Source organism: Vibrio sp. L5-1 (genome assembly GCF_021728315.1).
In the GTDB taxonomy this organism is placed as follows: domain Bacteria; phylum Pseudomonadota; class Gammaproteobacteria; order Enterobacterales; family Vibrionaceae; genus Vibrio; species Vibrio splendidus_K.
In genome coordinates this window covers 39,158-56,409 of sequence record NZ_JAKKCQ010000012.1, presented here as the reverse complement: position 1 = coordinate 56,409, position 17,252 = coordinate 39,158, and the positions used below count along the sequence as shown (strand labels likewise).

Below are 17,252 nucleotides of genomic sequence, written 5' to 3'. Positions count from 1 at the left end.
ACAAACGTTGTTGATAAGCAAACATAATGTATAAATAAACACAGTTACAAACGAATCGGCATAACAACGTACATCGCGCTGTCATCTTGTGCATTTTCAATCAACGCACTCGCATTCGCGTCTGACATTGAGATTCGAACCTGTTCACAACGCAGTGTGTTCAATACATCCAATACGTAGCTTACGTTGAAGCCAATCTCTAGCGCGTCACCGTCGAAGGTGACGTCTAGCACTTCTTCCGCTTCTTCTTGTTCTGGGTTGTTCGCCGTAATACGCATCTCGGTATCTACAAGATTAACGCGAACACCACGGAATTTTTCATTCGACAGAATCGCAGCACGAGAAAACGCTGAACGTAACTCATCGCAGCCGGCTTCTAATGTCTTAGTGGTATTTTGTGGCATTACGCGGCGATAATCCGGGAAACGACCATCAACCAGCTTAGAAGTGAAGACATAGTTATTCACTTCAGCACGCACGTTAGAGTTACCAATCTGCAGCGTTACTGGCTGTTCAGGAGCATCCAGGAGCTTCACCAACTCTTGCACACCTTTACGAGGAACAATGATCTGCTTCTGAGCAAAATCGGCACCCAGTTGCGCTTGAGATACCGCCATACGGTGACCATCAGTTGCGACACTACGTAAGATAGAACCTTCAATCTCAAACAACATACCGTTGAGGTAGTAACGAACGTCTTGGTTCGCCATTGAGAATTGTGTTTTCTCGATAAGACCGCGCAATTCAGCTTGTGTCACTGACACTTCAACTTCACTGCTCCAATCTTCAATATTTGGAAAATCTGCCGCAGGTAATGTTGCCAATGAGAAACGGCTACGACCAGAACGAACCTGAACACGGTCACCATCCAATACCACTGTGATCACTGAGCTATCTGGCAAACCGCGACAGATATCTAGGAACTTACGTGAAGGTACGGTAATGCTGCCCGCTTCGAAATCACCTTCAAGCGTTACACGGCTGATCAATTCAACTTCTAGATCCGTCGCTGTCATCGACAGCACGTTATCTTCTACTTTAATCAGTAGGTTTCCTAGAATTGGAAGCGTTGGCCTGCCACCGAGTGCGCCAGATACTTGTTGTAATGGCTTAATCAGGTGACTACGTTCAATGGTAAATTTCATATCTTGCTCTTACGGTCTAAATGGCACTGCGTCATATTACGCGGCCAAGATTCGGCTTATTAAGGTTAAGAATACTGTGTATTAAGAAGAAAGGGTACGAATCAAGTTCGAATAATCTTCTTTAATATCGTGGCTCTCTTCACGTAGCTGAGCAATCTTACGACAAGCGTGCAGCACAGTCGTGTGGTCACGGCCACCGAATGCATCACCAATCTCAGGCAAGCTGTGGTTAGTCAGCTCTTTAGCCAGTGCCATCGCCAATTGGCGCGGACGAGCAACAGAACGAGAACGACGTTTAGATAATAGATCAGCGACTTTGATTTTGTAGTATTCAGCGACTGTCTTTTGAATGTTATCAATGGTGACCAGTTTTTCTTGCAGGGCAAGTAAGTCACGCAGTGCTTCACGCACGAAATCGATCGTGATCGGACGGCCAGTGAAGTTTGCATTCGCAATAACACGGTTCAATGCGCCTTCTAGCTCACGAACGTTAGAGCGTAAACGCTTCGCAATAAAGAACGCCACTTCATCCGCAAGATGAATTTGGTGGTCTTCTGCTTTCTTCATCAAGATCGCCACACGAGTCTCAAGCTCAGGTGGCTCAATCGCAACCGTTAAACCCCAACCGAAGCGGGATTTAAGACGATCCTCTACCCCGTTGATCTCTTTTGGATAACGGTCAGACGTTAGGATGATCTGTTGATTACCTTCAAGCAACGCATTAAAGGTATGGAAGAACTCTTCTTGAGAGCGCTCTTTGTTAGCAAAAAATTGGATATCATCGATAAGCAATGCATCAACACTACGGTAGTAGCGCTTAAATTCTTCAATCGCATTGTTTTGGAGCGCTTTCACCATGTCTTGAACAAAGCGCTCTGAGTGCATGTAAACCACTTTAGCATTCGGCTTATTATCAACAATGGCGTTACCCACCGCATGCAACAAGTGCGTTTTACCTAAACCAGTACCGCCATACAAAAACAACGGGTTGTAAGCGGTTCCTGGGTTATCAGAAACCTGACGTGCCGCAGCCAAACCCAGTTGGTTCGACTTACCTTCAACAAAGTTATTGAACTTATGTTTTGGGTTCACGTTTGAACGGTGATTAAGGTCAACCGCTACAGGTTCTTCATCACGCCAGATATTGTGTACTGGTTTGCGTGCTTGTAGCTGCGCAGGTGCAGACGACTCAGCAGCTACATCAGCAGCAGTACGTGTACGAGCAGGGGCGATAGCCTCAGACCTTGGAGCAATGACTCGTTTACTTCCAATCTCAAAATGAAGATGCGGGATATCATTACCACAATATTCTTGTAGCAAACGGTTAATGCTATTTAGGTACTTATCGCGCACCCAATCGAGTACAAATCGGTTTGGTGCAAATAGAGTTAGAGTATTACCATTGAGCTCCGCTTGTAACGGACGTACCCACATACTGAATTCTGTAGCTGGTAACTCTTCTTGAAGCTGTTGCAAGCATTGCAACCAAAGCGAAGATGACACGGTGCCCCACTCTATTTAAGTTATATGAAATGACCGCTAATTTTACCTGTTGATAAGTCAGATCACCAGCAATTGATCACAGATCCAGTGAATAAGATCCAAGTTATTCACAATAAATAGTGCAAAACTGGATGGATCCACACATCTTGCCCCTACTTTACTCACACAACGATCCACTTATGCCCGGATCCTTGCTAGTTATCCCCAAATCGAGAATACGATCTGGTTATGGTTAATAACATCTGGTTATTTATTCTATTGAGCATTTTCCCAGTAACATCCAACCCTATAAATATAAGGAGTTACCAAATGAATAACTGGATTAAGGCTGCAATTGCGGCTATCGCACTCTCTGCTGCTACTGTTCAAGCCGCGACTGAAGTTAAAGTCGGCATGTCTGGTCGCTACTTCCCATTTACGTTCGTTAAACAAGACCAACTACAAGGTTTTGAAGTGGATTTATGGGATGAGATCGGTAAACGTAATGACTATAGCGTTGAATACGTAACGGCAAACTTCTCTGGTCTGTTTGGTCTTCTTGAAACGGGTCGAATCGATACCATTTCAAACCAAATTACAATAACGGATGCACGTAAAGCGAAATACCTATTCGCAGACCCTTACGTAGTAGACGGCGCACAAATTACCGTTCGTAAAGGTAATGACAGCATTAAAGGTATCGAAGACCTAGATGGTAAGACGGTTGCGGTAAACCTTGGCTCAAACTTTGAGCAACTGCTGCGCAGCTACGACAAAGAAGGCAAAATCAATGTCAAAACCTACGATACCGGTATTGAACATGATGTCGCTCTTGGTCGTGCCGACGCATTCGTAATGGATCGCCTATCAGCACTAGAGCTTATCAAGAAGACTGGTCTACCATTACAGCTAGCAGGACAACCATTCGAGACAATCGAAAATGCTTGGCCTTTCGTAAACAATGATAACGGTCAAAAACTGCAAGCAGAAGTAAACGAAGCATTAGCAGCAATGCGCGCAGATGGTACGCTAGAAAGTATCTCTCAGAAATGGTTTGGTGCGGACATTACTCAGAAGTAACGACCCACTTTCCCATTTAAGGCCCACTGCTTTACACAGCGGTGGGCTTTTTGCTTTTGTGCACTGATTAAAAAGCCTGATATAACAGTATTTCCAAACAATACTTCCAATAAAAATATGAGATAGATTATGGGATTTGACTTTAATTACATGCTAGGTCTGTTGCCAATACTGCTGAAGTATTTAGGCACCACTATGGAGATGGCAATCTGGGGTTTATTTTTCGCCCTAATTCTATCTTTGATACTGGCGAACATTCGTGTATTCAAAATCCCAGTACTCGACCAGCTTAGCCAGCTGTATATTAGCTTCTTCCGAGGCACGCCACTGCTGGTGCAGCTGTTTCTTCTATACTATGGCCTACCACAAGTGTTTCCGTGGATGGTTGGACTTGATGCGTTTGGCGCCGCGGTTATTGGCTTAACCTTACACTTTGCTGCTTACATGGCTGAAAGTATTCGTGCCGCGATTATCGGTATCGATCGTAGCCAAATGGAAGCAAGCCTGTCAGTCGGTATGACAACCAGCCAAGCCATGCGTCGAGTGATCTTACCGCAAGCGACACGTGTGGCACTGCCTTCTTTAATGAACTATTTCATCGACATGATTAAGTCGACTTCACTTGCATTCACCCTAGGTGTAGCCGAAATCATGGCTAAAGCTCAGATGGAAGCTTCTTCAAGTTTCCGCTTCTTCGAGGCTTTCTTAGCAGTCGCGCTGATTTACTGGGGCGTGGTGCTTATCCTCACTCGTATTCAAATTTGGGCCGAAGTGAAACTGAATAAGGCGTATGTACGATGATCAAATTACAAAATATCCACAAGCAGTTTGGTGACACCGAAGTATTGAAAGGGATCGACCTCGAAATCAAGCAAGGTGAGATAATTGTCATCATAGGTTCAAGTGGTACGGGTAAGTCTACCCTGCTGCGTTGTGTGAATTTTCTAGAGCAAGCCGATCAAGGTACGATTTCGATTGATGATATCAAGGTTGATACTCAGAAACATACTAAAGCAGAGGTGCTTGCACTGCGCCGTAAGACCGGTTTTGTGTTCCAAAACTATGCACTGTTCGCTCACCAAACGGCAAGGCAAAATATTGCCGAAGGTTTGATTACTGTTCGTGGTTGGAAAAAGCAGCAAGCTCATGAAAAAGCACAACAAATACTCGATGATATTGGCCTAGGAGAGAAAACAGATAGCTATCCAGCAGCGCTCTCTGGTGGCCAGCAGCAACGTGTTGGTATTGGCCGTGCGATGGCTCTACAACCAGAGCTTTTATTGTTTGATGAGCCTACTTCAGCGCTCGATCCTGAGTGGGTTGGCGAAGTGCTTAACTTAATGAAAAAACTGGCAAATCAGCATCAAACCATGCTGGTGGTTACCCATGAAATGCAGTTCGCTAGGGAGGTCGCGGACCGAGTGATCTTCATGGCTGATGGTCACATTGTCGAACAGGGATCTCCACAGGATATTTTTGGTAATCCACAGGATCCTAAATTAAAGAAATTCTTAAATAAGGTCGGGATCGAATAAGGATCCTTGTGATTTTAGTTATTCTACGTATAATCCCCCGACCGGAATTTTAGTTAACCCAATCATTGACACTTTTTGTGACAGTGATTACAATTCCGCCTCTTTGTTGAGAGGCGTCGGTTTTCCTTTCTTATATAAAGAAGAGAAAAAATGCCCACGCCGGGTTTAACAAAAACCTAAAACTACTGATCAGTAAGGTAATTACAATGAAACGCACTTTTCAACCTACAGTTCTAAAGCGTAAGCGTACTCACGGTTTCCGTGCTCGCATGGCTACTAAGAACGGTCGCGCAACAATCAATGCACGTCGTGCAAAAGGCCGTAAGCGTCTTTCTAAGTAATCTTTGATTATTTTGAATAAGCTAGCCTTCGGTCGGGAGTTACGCTTGTTAACTCCCGAACATTATCAGAATGTCTTCAAGCAAGCTCATCGAGCAGGCTCCCCTCATTTCACCATCATTGCCCGAAATAACTCTCTTTCAAATCCTCGCCTTGGATTAGCTGTTCCGAAAAAGCAGATTAAAACCGCCGTGGGTCGTAACCGATTCAAGCGTCTTACTCGTGAAAGCTTTCGTAACACTCAACACAAACTTCCTAACAAAGATTTTGTTGTAATCGCTAAGAAGAGCGCGCAAGATTTAAGCAATGAAGAAATGTTCAAGCTACTCGACAAATTATGGCTTCGCCTGTCTCGCCCTTCGCGTGGATAGCGCTAATACCCATCTATTTTTATAGATGGTTTATTAGTCCACTCATCGGCCCACGCTGCCGATTTACTCCAACCTGCTCTTTATATGCGATAGAAGCGTTGAAAGCTCACGGTTTTGTAAAAGGGTGTTGGTTATCAGGCAAACGTCTATTAAAATGCCATCCTTTGAACGAAGGGGGCTTTGACCCCGTTCCACCAGTCCAAAAACAAGACAGAGATAAATAACGATGGATTCTCAACGTAATATCCTGTTAATCGCATTGGCTTTGGTTTCTTTCCTACTGTTCCAACAATGGAACGTAGCTCAGAACCCAGCTCCACAAGCGATTGAGCAGGCACAATCTGGCAGCACCCTACCAGCGCCATCTTATGCAGATGACTTAGACCCAGCTCCGGGCCAACAAGTCGCTTCTGCAAAAACTATCACAGTAACAACTGATGTACTGACTCTGTCAATTGATACGGTTGGTGGTGATGTCGTTCAAGCAAACCTAAATGATTACTCTGCTGAGTTTGATTCTGAAGATACATTTGTTCTTCTTAAGAACGAACCTGGTCACCAATTTATCGCGCAAAGCGGTCTAGTTGGCCCTCAAGGTATCGATTTAAGCAGCACTAACCGCCCTAGCTACACAGTTTCAGCAGACAGCTTCACGCTTGCTGATGGTCAGGATGAACTACGCATCCCGATGACTTACCAAGCGAACGGCCTTGATTACACGAAAACATTCGTCCTTAAGCGTGGCAGCTACGCAATGGATGTTGAATACGATGTAGTCAACAACTCTGGTACTAACGCGACATTCGGCATGTACGCTCACCTACGTCAAAACGTTATGGATGACGGCGGTAGCTTAACAATGCCAACTTACCGCGGTGGTGCTTACTCTACGGAAGATACGCGTTACAAAAAATACAGCTTCGACGACATGCAAGATCGCAACCTGTCTCTTAACCTAGCCAATGGTCAAGGTTGGGCAGCGATGATTCAGCACTACTTTGCAAGTGCATGGATCCCACGCGACGAAGCAGGCAGCAACCTTTACACTCGTGTAATCGGTAACCTTGGCGACATCGGTGTTCGTATGCCGAACAAAACCATCGCTACTGGCGACGAAGCAAGCTTTAAAGCAACGCTTTGGGTTGGTCCTAAACTTCAAGACCAAATGGCTGCTGTTGCACCGAACCTAGACCTAGTAGTTGACTACGGTTGGTTATGGTTCATTGCTAAACCACTTCATACTCTGCTTTCGTTCATTCAAGGCATCGTTGTGAACTGGGGTCTAGCGATCATCTGTCTAACGTTTATCGTTCGTGGTGCGATGTACCCACTAACGAAAGCTCAGTACACGTCTATGGCGAAAATGCGTATGCTTCAGCCTAAGCTGACAGCAATGCGTGAGCGTATTGGCGACGACCGTCAACGCATGAGCCAAGAAATGATGGAGCTGTACAAGAAAGAGAAAGTAAACCCACTTGGTGGCTGTTTACCTATCATCTTGCAAATGCCGATCTTCATTTCGCTATACTGGGCACTAATGGAATCTGTTGAACTGCGTCACTCACCGTTCTTCGGTTGGATTACTGACCTTTCAGCACAAGACCCATACTACATCTTGCCACTTCTGATGGGTGCTTCAATGTTCCTAATCCAGAAGATGAGCCCGACAACTGTAACGGATCCAATGCAGCAGAAGATCATGACCTTTATGCCGGTTATGTTTACATTCTTCTTCCTGTTCTTCCCTTCAGGTCTGGTTCTTTACTGGCTAGTATCGAACATCGTAACTCTGATTCAGCAAACGCTTATCTACCGCGCGCTGGAAAAGAAAGGCTTACATTCTAAGTAAGTTCGATAATAGAAAGAGATAAAGAAAGGCGACCAAAAGGTCGCCTTTTTGTTTTTAGCTGATTACAATTCAGCTAATTGATTAATCGTGAACGCCCCTTTTTGGCTCTCACATGCTAGCAGGCACAACTATGACTACAGATACGATTGTTGCTCAAGCGACCGCGCCCGGCCGTGGTGGCGTCGGTATTATCCGCGTTTCCGGCCCATTGGCGACTCAGGTTGCCCTAGAAGTAACAGGAAAAACACTCAAGCCTCGCTACGCTGAGTACCTACCGTTTAAATCTGACGATGGCATCGAACTCGACCAAGGCATCGCGCTTTACTTCCCTAACCCGCACTCGTTTACCGGCGAAGACGTATTAGAGTTGCAAGGCCACGGCGGCCCAGTGGTTATGGATATGCTAATCAAACGCATCCTAGCCATTTCAGGCGTACGTGCAGCGCGTCCAGGTGAGTTTTCAGAACGTGCCTTCTTGAACGATAAGATGGATTTAACTCAAGCCGAAGCGATTGCTGACTTAATTGATGCCAGTTCAGAAGAAGCAGCAAAATCGGCGCTTCAATCGCTACAAGGCGAATTCTCTAAACGCATTAATACGCTTGTAGATTCTCTTATTTACTTAAGAATCTACGTTGAAGCAGCGATCGATTTCCCAGAAGAAGAAATTGATTTTCTTGCTGACGGTAAAGTCAGTACTGACTTACAGGCTATCATCGATAACCTCGAAGCTGTACGCCAAGAAGCGAATCAAGGCGCTATTATGCGTGAAGGCATGAAAGTCGTGATTGCAGGTCGCCCAAATGCCGGTAAATCAAGCTTATTGAATGCGCTGTCAGGTAAAGAGTCTGCGATTGTGACCGATATTGCCGGCACCACACGTGATGTATTGCGTGAACATATCCATATTGACGGTATGCCACTGCACATTATCGATACCGCAGGCCTGCGTGATGCCTCTGATGAAGTAGAAAAAATCGGTATTGAACGCGCTTGGGAAGAAATTGCTCAGGCAGACCGAGTTTTATTTATGGTTGATGGCACGACAACAGACGCAACAGATCCGAAAGATATCTGGCCAGATTTCGTTGATCGTCTACCAGACAACATCGGAATGACGGTAATTCGTAATAAAGCGGATCAAACCAGTGAAGAGTTAGGCATTTGTCATGTTAACGATCCAACCCTGATTCGCTTATCAGCAAAAACAGGCCAAGGTGTCGACGCTCTGCGTAGCCATCTCAAGGATTGCATGGGCTTTGCTGGTGGTCATGAAGGTGGCTTTATGGCGCGCCGCCGCCACTTGGATGCACTAGAACGCGCATCGGAGCACCTTGATATTGGGCAACAGCAGCTTGAAGGCTACATGGCCGGAGAGATATTAGCAGAAGAGCTTCGTATCACCCAACAGCACCTCAATGAGATCACAGGCGAGTTCAGTTCCGATGATCTTTTAGGTCGAATCTTCTCTTCATTCTGTATCGGTAAATAACATAAAGGCTAGCTTACGCTGGCCTTTTCTTTTGTAAGGACAGTTTAATGATCCACATTATTACAGGCAGCACCTTAGGTGGCGCTGAATACGTTGGCGATCACCTTAACGATCTTCTAGAGGCTCAAGGGCACGAGATAGAACTTCATAATCAGCCTGAATACAATAATATTCCTCAGCAAGGTACTTGGTTAGTGGTGACATCAACACATGGTGCGGGCGATTTTCCTGATAATATCCAACCGTTGATCAACGCATTGACTCAAGAATCTCCAGATTTAAGTGCTATTCGTTATGCTGTTATCGCACTTGGTGATTCAAGTTACGATACCTTCTGTTCTGCGGGAAAATCAGTCCACAGCCAACTGAAAAAACTCGGTGCACAGCCTATTTCAGACTGCTTTACCATCGATGTATTGGAAACTCCGGTACCTGAGGATGCAGCTGAAGAGTGGTTTAACGATCATAGTGACCAGTTCTAGTCCCTCAATTTCCCCAAAAAGCGGCTTATGCCGCTTTTTTTGTCTCTGAATATCGTGATTGTGAATAACTTTTTTGAAAAAATTTGAAAATTAAAGCAAAAACCTCAATTTTTTCTGTGGATAAGATCATACATATACGGTGATTAACCTATAGTTATCCAAATAACAACTTTCAAGCCAATTCCCCCCTGTGAATAAGTAGCCATTTTGATCCCAGCTAATCCTCATCATGATCAAAGTTAGATCACATACTTTGATCCAAAAAAGATCCATGATCTTGTTGATCATTTTTGACTTATCCACAGACACCCTCGATCCTAATAATAGATATAATAAAAGATCTCTATAAAGATCTTATCTATATTAATTAAAAACAGCTTTATCGAAAAATCCCAAAAACGTTTTCTCAAGCTATGAAAACAGGTAGAATATCGCTCCTTTTTATCAATCTAGAAAACGTTTGAATACCCGAGGTCGGTTCATGCTTTATCACGAAAAATTTGACGTCATCGTTGTTGGTGGTGGCCATGCAGGAACGGAAGCCGCACTCGCATCTGCACGTACTGGTCAAAGTACGTTACTACTCACTCATAATATCGATACGTTGGGACAAATGTCTTGCAACCCTGCTATTGGCGGGATCGGTAAGGGCCACTTGGTAAAAGAGGTCGATGCAATGGGTGGATTAATGGCGCAAGCTATTGATCATGCAGGTATTCAGTTCAGAACATTAAACGCATCAAAAGGTCCAGCGGTACGTGCAACTCGTGCACAAGCTGACCGCGCGCTTTACAAAGCCTTTGTTCGAAATGTTCTTGAAAACACACCAAACCTAACTCTGTTTCAACAATCGGTTGATGACTTGATCGTTGAGCAGGATCAAGTGGTGGGTGTTGTTACACAGATGGGCCTTAAGTTCCGCGCTAACGCAGTGGTACTGACGGTCGGTACATTTCTAGGTGGAAAGATCCATATTGGTATGGAAAGTTCTTCAGGCGGTCGCGCTGGTGATCCACCATCGATCGCACTGGCTGACCGTCTTCGTGATCTTCCATTCCGAGTTGATCGCCTGAAAACGGGTACACCTCCTCGTATCGATGCACGTAGCGTTGATTTTTCAGAGTTAGAGGTTCAGCACGGTGATAACCCAACACCTGTATTCTCGTTCATGGGTAGCCGAGCTCAACAGCCTCGCCAAATTCCATGCTACATCACGCATACCAACGAAAATACGCATGACGTTATTCGCGCCAATCTCGATCGCAGCCCAATGTACGCGGGCGTGATTGAAGGTATTGGCCCGCGCTACTGTCCATCGATTGAAGACAAAGTGATGCGTTTTGCTGACAAGAACAGTCACCAGATTTTCATTGAACCTGAAGGTCTGACGACCCATGAGCTATACCCGAATGGTATCTCGACAAGTCTGCCATTTGATGTTCAGGTAAAAATCGTTCACTCAATGAAAGGTTTTGAAAATGCTCATATCGTCCGCCCAGGCTATGCGATCGAGTATGATTTCTTTGATCCTCGCGACCTTAAGCTGACTTACGAAACTAAGTTTATTAAGGGTCTATTCTTTGCCGGTCAAATCAACGGTACCACTGGCTACGAAGAAGCGGCAGCACAAGGCTTGATGGCCGGTCTGAATGCAAGTTTGTTTACACAAGGCAAAGAGGGCTGGAGCCCGCGTCGTGACCAAGCTTACATGGGCGTTCTTATTGATGACTTGTCGACGATGGGTACCAAAGAACCTTACCGTATGTTCACGTCTCGTGCGGAATACCGTTTGTTACTTCGTGAAGACAACGCTGATATCCGCTTGACTGAGAAGTCGCGTGAGCTTGGCTTGGTGGATGATGCTCGTTGGGCTCGATTCAACGAGAAAGTAGAAAACATGGAGAAGGAACGTCAACGTCTAAAAGAAACGTGGATTAATCCAAAGTCTGAAGATATTGATCAACTGAACCAAATTCTAAAAACACCTATGTCTCGTGAAGCAAGCGGTGAAGATCTTCTTCGTCGCCCTGAAATGACTTATTCACAGCTAACGGCATTGGATCGTTTTGGCCCTGCATTGGAAGATCAACAAGCATCCGAGCAAGTTGAGATCCAAGTGAAGTACGATGGTTATATCCAGCGTCAACAAGACGAAATTGAAAAATCACTGCGTCATGAAAATACCAAATTGCCTGCTGATATCGATTACAGCAAGGTGAAAGGACTTTCTAACGAAGTGGTTCTTAAACTAACGACTGCTAAGCCTGACTCAATTGGTATTGCTTCTCGAATTTCAGGTATTACGCCTGCAGCAATCTCAATTCTGTTGGTTTATTTGAAAAAACACGGCCTGCTGAAAAAAGGTGAGGAAGCATAATGAGCGCATTACGCGAAAAACTGGATCACCTGATTGGCCAGACTGAACTTGAAGTATCTGAAAAGCAACGTGGCCAATTGGTTGGCTACGTTGAGTTACTGAACAAGTGGAACAAGGCTTACAACTTAACGTCAGTTCGTGACCCGCAAGAAATGATGGTGAAACATATCTTAGATAGCATCATTGTTAGCACTCACTTACAAGGCAAGCGCTTTATTGATGTAGGTACAGGCCCTGGTCTTCCTGGGATTCCGCTCTCAATCATGAACCCTGACTGCGAGTTTTACTTGCTCGATAGCCTAGGTAAGCGTATTCGTTTTATTAAACAAGTGATTCATGAATTAGGCATCGACAACGTGGTACCGGTTCAAAGTCGTGTTGAAGAGTTTCAACCAGAAGAAAAGTTTGATGCCGTGCTCAGTCGCGCATTTGCGTCAATGACAGACATGGTAGAGTGGTGTCACCATTTACCTAAAGAGCAATCCGGTGTATTTTTGGCTCTTAAGGGACAACATCCTAGAGACGAAATCGACCTGTTACCTGAATGGTGTTCAGTGACAGACATTAAAGCTTTGCAAGTGCCAGAGCTTGATGGAGAGCGTCATCTAGTTACTTTATCGCGTCAGGGATAATCAGCGAGGCCATAGTGGGTAAAATCGTAGCAATTGCCAACCAGAAGGGCGGCGTAGGAAAAACAACAACTTGCATTAATTTGGCAGCATCAATGGCGGCAACAAAACGCAAGATATTGGTTGTTGACCTCGATCCTCAAGGTAATGCCACTATGGCGAGCGGTGTCGACAAGTATCAAGTTGAAGCAACTGCTTACGATTTGCTGGTTGAAGACACCCCATTTGATGAGGTAGTTTGCCGAAGTACATCTGGCAATTATGACCTCATCGCCGCAAACGGTGATGTGACTGCGGCAGAAATCAAGTTAATGGAAGTATTTGCTCGTGAAGTTCGTTTAAAAAACGCACTCGAATCCATTCGCGACAACTATGATTTCATCTTTATTGATTGCCCACCTTCATTAAACCTTCTTACAATCAACGCGATGGCTGCGGCCGATTCCGTATTGGTTCCTATGCAATGTGAATATTTTGCTTTGGAAGGTTTGACTGCGTTGATGGATACCATCAGTAAGCTCGCTGCGGTAGTAAACGAGAATCTGAAGATCGAAGGTCTTCTTCGTACAATGTATGATCCTCGTAACCGCTTATCGAATGAAGTCTCTGATCAACTCAAAAAACACTTCGGTAGCAAAGTTTACCGAACTGTGATCCCTCGAAATGTACGTTTGGCAGAAGCGCCGAGTCATGGCAAGCCAGCAATGTACTACGACAAGTATTCCGCAGGTGCTAAGGCATATCTTGCTCTTGCAGGCGAAATGTTGCGTCGTGAAGAAGTCCCAGTATAGGTCTAACCAAAGGAATTCGCTCAATGTCTAAGCGTGGTTTAGGAAAAGGGTTAGATGCATTGCTTGCAACTAGCTCATTGGCTCGTGAAAAACAACAAGTTGCTTCTCATAGTCAGGCTTTGTCTGCAGAAGGCGAGTTCACAGAGATTGCTATCGGTAGCTTGAAGCCAGGTGTATATCAACCGCGTAAGGATATGGCGCCAGAAGCGCTAGAAGAGCTGGCCGCATCTATTCAATCTCAAGGTATTATCCAACCTATCGTCGTGCGTCCTTTAGCGTATGGTCAATATGAGATTATCGCTGGTGAGCGCCGTTGGAGAGCTGCGCGTCAAGCTGGCTTAAAACAGGTGCCGTGCTTGGTCAAGAAGGTTGAAGACAAAGCTGCGATTGCGATGGCATTGATTGAGAACATTCAGCGTGAAGACTTGAATGTTATCGAAGAAGCACAAGCGCTAGAGCGCTTACAGAACGAATTCGAGCTGACACATCAACAAGTCGCCGAAGTGATCGGTAAATCGAGAGCAACGGTTAGTAACTTATTACGTCTAAATCAGCTAGAAAATGAAGTAAAAGGTTTAGTTTCCAATAAACAACTGGAAATGGGTCATGCTCGAGCATTGCTTGCGCTTGAAGGTGATACCCAGATTGAAGCAGCAAACACTGCGGCAACCAAAAAAATGACCGTGCGTCAAACTGAGCAGCTTGTCAAAAAGTGCTTAAAACCAGACGTTGAATCAGAATCGAAGCCTGAAGACACAGAAGCTATCGAACTTTCACGAAGACTCACGGAAAAATTGCAAGCAAACGTTTCAGTTACTCGTTCTGTTAGCGGTAAGTCAAAAGTGACGATTACTCTTGATGAGCCTCACAAATTAGAGCAACTTATTGCTAAACTAGAGTACTAAATGAGATAATTGATTTAGGTCAATTATGTAATAAACAAGTAATTTCGTACAAAAGTTGTCGGTTTGTATGCAAAAATGTAAAAGATTGCTGCATTGTGATTGCAATCAATTTGGCTGAACGTATAATTTTCGCCAATTTCTCAGCACGCTTATAAGCGAGTGGTAAAGTGGGCTTAAAGAGGAACGAATACATGGTAGCGGCGTTAGCAAGACCAGGACGAGTGCTTGCAAAGCAAATGTTATTGATCGAGCTTAGCGCGGTTATATTAGTGGCGATAGGGTTAGGTTTAGCTGTTAATCCTGATTGGGGTTTTGCTGCATTAATCGGTGGCGGTATTTTTGTCATCGCGAATGTAGTTTTTTGTGTGTGTGCTTTCCTATTTTGTGGAGCTCGTGCAACTAAGTTAGTTGCGGCGTCGTTCTATGCTGGCGAAGTGCTCAAAATCTTAATCACAGTTTTACTATTCTCTATTGTCTACATGTATATGCAGGTGGAATTAATTCCCCTCAAACTGACCTATTTACTGGTTCTAGGTATTAATATCTTTGCGCCAGTGCTTTTCATTAACAATAAAAAATAGGATGAGTTATGGCTGCGCCAACAGCATCCGGATACATTGAACACCATTTACAAAACCTTTCTTTAGCTAAGTTTGGTCTTGTAGAGGAAACAAGTTTCTGGAACGTACATATAGACAGTCTGTTTTTTTCTGTGCTGACAGGGGTGTTATTCCTTTGGGTTTTTCGCTCAGTCGCTAAGAAAGCAACAGTAGGTGTACCTGGTAAGCTTCAGTGTTTTGTTGAAATGGTAGTGGAATTCGTTGGCGACAACGTTAAAGAAACTTTCCATGGCCGCAATCCTCTGGTAGCTCCATTAGCACTGACTATATTCTGCTGGATTATCATAATGAACTTGATGGACTTAGTGCCTATCGATTTCTTACCGTATCCTGCAGAACATTGGCTAGGTATCCCTTACTTGAAAGTGGTTCCTACAGCTGATGTAAATATAACAATGGCAATGGCTTTAGGTGTTTTTGCTCTGATGATCTACTACAGCATCAAAGTAAAAGGCTTAGGCGGATTTGCTAAAGAATTGGCACTGCATCCATTTAATCACCCAATCATGATTCCATTTAACTTGGTGCTTGAGGTAATTTCGTTATTAGCGAAGCCACTATCTCTAGGTATGCGTTTATTTGGTAATATGTTTGCGGGTGAGGTGGTGTTTATTCTTATCGCGGCAATGCTACCGTGGTACTTACAATGGGTAGGTGCACTACCTTGGGCTATCTTCCATATCTTGGTTATTTTGATTCAAGCGTTTGTTTTCATGATGTTGACAATCGTTTACCTATCAATGGCCCATGAAGATAGTGATCACTAAAAAAATTTTTAAGCTTTATTCTAACTATTAATGTTAATCGGAGAACGTAAATGGAAACTGTACTAAGTTTTTCAGCAATCGCTGTTGCTATCATTGTTGGTCTTTGTGCCGTAGGTACTGCAATTGGTTTTGCTATTCTTGGTGGTAAATTCCTAGAAGGCGCTGCGCGTCAACCTGAAATGGCTCCAATGCTACAAGTTAAGATGTTCATCATCGCTGGTCTACTGGATGCTGTTCCAATGATCGGTATCGTAATCGCACTACTATTCACGTTTGCTAACCCATTTGTAAGTCAGCTAGCAGGCTAATTAACTCTTAATAGTTAATTAAATTTTTGTAGTTGATTCTTAACGAGGAGTAGCTGTTGTGAATATGAACGCAACTCTGTTAGGTCAAGCAATTGCTTTTTCGCTGTTTGTTTGGTTCTGCATGAAATATGTATGGCCACCAATCATGCAAGCAATTGAAGAACGTCAGAAGAAAATTGCTGACGGTCTTGTAGCCGCTGAACGCGCTGCTAAAGACTTGAACCTGGCACAAGCCAACGCTTCTGAGCAAATGAAGGAAGCGAAGCGCACTGCAACTGAGGTTATTGATCAGGCAAACAAACGTAAAGCTCAAATTATCGATGAAGCTCGCGAAGAGGCTCAGGCAGAACGCCAGAAGATCTTAACGCAAGCTGAAGCTGAAATTGAAGCTGAACGCACACGTGCCCGTGATGACCTGCGCAAACAAGTCGCAACTCTGGCTATAGCTGGTGCTGAGAAAATCCTTGAGCGTACAATCGATAAAGATGTACACAATGATCTTCTTAACAACATTACTGCAAAACTTTAAAGCAAGGGGCTGTATATGTCTGATTTGACTACAATCGCACGCCCCTATGCTAAAGCAGCGTTTGACTTTGCGGTAGATAAAGGTGAGCTAGACCAATGGGGTCAAATGCTTACTTTTGCTGCCGAAGTGGCACAAAATGATGATGTTCATAATTTATTAAGCAGTTCAATGACTGCTGAAAAGTTAGCTGAAATATTCATTGTAATTTGTGGCGAACAATTTGATGAATTCGGCCAGAACTTAATTAAAGTGATGGCAGAGAATGGTCGTTTAATGGCCTTTCCTGATGTTTGTAAACAGTTCTTATTGCTTAAACAAGAGCACGAGAAAGAAATCGACGTTGACGTTACTTCAGCGGTTGAACTTTCTGAAGAACAGCGCACAAGCATCATCAGCAAATTGGAACTGCGCCTAGCGCGCAAAGTTCAGCTGAATTGCAGTATAGATGAGACTCTACTTAGTGGAGTTATTATTCGAGCCGGAGACCTAGTCATCGATAACTCAGCGCGCAGTCGTTTAGACCGCCTGAGCGATGCATTGCAGTCTTAATG

The 17,252-nt window shown here is 44.3% G+C and carries 20 protein-coding genes; 18 read left to right on the top strand and 2 right to left on the bottom strand.

Annotated features, from left to right (window positions below; all coding sequences use genetic code 11):
• Nucleotides 1-44: 44 nt before the first annotated feature.
• Complete coding sequence (dnaN, locus tag L3V35_RS23655; protein WP_017073815.1) at nucleotides 45-1,145, bottom strand: DNA polymerase III subunit beta; 1,101 nt, start codon at nucleotides 1,143-1,145, stop codon at nucleotides 45-47.
• A gap of 81 nt (nucleotides 1,146-1,226) precedes the next feature.
• Entirely contained in the window at nucleotides 1,227-2,648 is a 1,422-nt protein-coding gene (gene dnaA, locus L3V35_RS23650; RefSeq protein ID WP_017081729.1) for a chromosomal replication initiator protein DnaA, read from the bottom strand.
• 309 nt (nucleotides 2,649-2,957) lie between these two features.
• On the opposite strand from dnaA, the gene L3V35_RS23645 reads away from it, so the two are divergent.
• From L3V35_RS23645 to atpH, 18 genes are all read left to right on the top strand, one after another.
• Nucleotides 2,958-3,707, top strand: coding sequence for an amino acid ABC transporter substrate-binding protein (locus L3V35_RS23645; RefSeq protein ID WP_054548324.1), 750 nt, complete (start codon nucleotides 2,958-2,960; stop codon nucleotides 3,705-3,707).
• Between the two features lie 129 nt (nucleotides 3,708-3,836).
• Nucleotides 3,837-4,508: an amino acid ABC transporter permease gene (locus L3V35_RS23640; protein WP_237300734.1), complete on the top strand. Its 672-nt coding sequence runs from the start codon at nucleotides 3,837-3,839 to the stop codon at nucleotides 4,506-4,508.
• Complete coding sequence (locus tag L3V35_RS23635) at nucleotides 4,505-5,242, top strand: amino acid ABC transporter ATP-binding protein (protein ID WP_004735798.1); 738 nt, start codon at nucleotides 4,505-4,507, stop codon at nucleotides 5,240-5,242. The genes L3V35_RS23640 and L3V35_RS23635 overlap by 4 nt, the downstream gene beginning before the upstream one ends.
• Nucleotides 5,243-5,448: 206 nt before the next feature.
• Nucleotides 5,449-5,583, top strand: coding sequence for a 50S ribosomal protein L34 (gene rpmH / locus L3V35_RS23630; RefSeq protein WP_004735800.1), 135 nt, complete (start codon nucleotides 5,449-5,451; stop codon nucleotides 5,581-5,583).
• Nucleotides 5,584-5,628: 45 nt separating this feature from the next.
• The gene (gene rnpA / locus L3V35_RS23625; RefSeq protein WP_017055478.1) at nucleotides 5,629-5,952 is read left to right on the top strand and encodes a ribonuclease P protein component; all 324 of its coding nucleotides are present in this window, start codon (nucleotides 5,629-5,631) and stop codon (nucleotides 5,950-5,952) included.
• Nucleotides 5,919-6,176, top strand: coding sequence for a membrane protein insertion efficiency factor YidD (gene yidD, locus L3V35_RS23620; RefSeq protein ID WP_004735802.1), 258 nt, complete (start codon nucleotides 5,919-5,921; stop codon nucleotides 6,174-6,176). Before rnpA ends, yidD begins: the two co-directional genes overlap by 34 nt.
• 2 nt (nucleotides 6,177-6,178) lie before the next feature.
• Nucleotides 6,179-7,801 (top strand): membrane protein insertase YidC, encoded by a 1,623-nt coding sequence (gene yidC, locus L3V35_RS23615; protein WP_004735803.1) that lies wholly within the window; start codon nucleotides 6,179-6,181, stop codon nucleotides 7,799-7,801.
• Between the two features lie 130 nt (nucleotides 7,802-7,931).
• Complete coding sequence (mnmE, locus tag L3V35_RS23610; RefSeq protein WP_004735804.1) at nucleotides 7,932-9,293, top strand: tRNA uridine-5-carboxymethylaminomethyl(34) synthesis GTPase MnmE; 1,362 nt, start codon at nucleotides 7,932-7,934, stop codon at nucleotides 9,291-9,293.
• 47 nt (nucleotides 9,294-9,340) lie between these two features.
• A complete protein-coding gene (gene mioC / locus L3V35_RS23605; RefSeq protein WP_114634140.1) occupies nucleotides 9,341-9,775 on the top strand; it encodes an FMN-binding protein MioC in 435 nt (144 codons plus the stop codon).
• Between the two features lie 481 nt (nucleotides 9,776-10,256).
• Nucleotides 10,257-12,152, top strand: a complete 1,896-nt coding sequence (mnmG, locus tag L3V35_RS23600) for a tRNA uridine-5-carboxymethylaminomethyl(34) synthesis enzyme MnmG (protein ID WP_237300733.1) — start codon at nucleotides 10,257-10,259, stop codon at nucleotides 12,150-12,152.
• Entirely contained in the window at nucleotides 12,152-12,784 is a 633-nt protein-coding gene (gene rsmG, locus L3V35_RS23595; protein WP_017058801.1) for a 16S rRNA (guanine(527)-N(7))-methyltransferase RsmG, read from the top strand. Before mnmG ends, rsmG begins: the two co-directional genes overlap by 1 nt.
• Before the next feature lie 14 nt (nucleotides 12,785-12,798).
• The gene (locus tag L3V35_RS23590; protein WP_017077301.1) at nucleotides 12,799-13,572 is read left to right on the top strand and encodes a ParA family protein; all 774 of its coding nucleotides are present in this window, start codon (nucleotides 12,799-12,801) and stop codon (nucleotides 13,570-13,572) included.
• Between the two features lie 23 nt (nucleotides 13,573-13,595).
• Nucleotides 13,596-14,477, top strand: coding sequence for a ParB/RepB/Spo0J family partition protein (locus L3V35_RS23585; RefSeq protein ID WP_237300732.1), 882 nt, complete (start codon nucleotides 13,596-13,598; stop codon nucleotides 14,475-14,477).
• 191 nt (nucleotides 14,478-14,668) lie between these two features.
• Nucleotides 14,669-15,058, top strand: a complete 390-nt coding sequence (locus L3V35_RS23580) for a F0F1 ATP synthase subunit I (RefSeq protein WP_004735732.1) — start codon at nucleotides 14,669-14,671, stop codon at nucleotides 15,056-15,058.
• 8 nt (nucleotides 15,059-15,066) lie between these two features.
• Nucleotides 15,067-15,864 carry a F0F1 ATP synthase subunit A gene (atpB, locus tag L3V35_RS23575; protein WP_004735733.1) on the top strand — a complete coding sequence of 266 codons (798 nt, stop codon included), beginning with the start codon at nucleotides 15,067-15,069 and terminating at the stop codon, nucleotides 15,862-15,864.
• Between the two features lie 50 nt (nucleotides 15,865-15,914).
• Complete coding sequence (gene atpE / locus L3V35_RS23570; RefSeq protein WP_004735734.1) at nucleotides 15,915-16,172, top strand: F0F1 ATP synthase subunit C; 258 nt, start codon at nucleotides 15,915-15,917, stop codon at nucleotides 16,170-16,172.
• Between the two features lie 58 nt (nucleotides 16,173-16,230).
• Nucleotides 16,231-16,701, top strand: a complete 471-nt coding sequence (gene atpF, locus L3V35_RS23565; protein WP_017077303.1) for a F0F1 ATP synthase subunit B — start codon at nucleotides 16,231-16,233, stop codon at nucleotides 16,699-16,701.
• A 15-nt stretch (nucleotides 16,702-16,716) separates the two neighbouring features.
• Entirely contained in the window at nucleotides 16,717-17,250 is a 534-nt protein-coding gene (gene atpH, locus L3V35_RS23560; protein WP_004735736.1) for a F0F1 ATP synthase subunit delta, read from the top strand.
• Nucleotides 17,251-17,252: the final 2 nt, after the last annotated feature.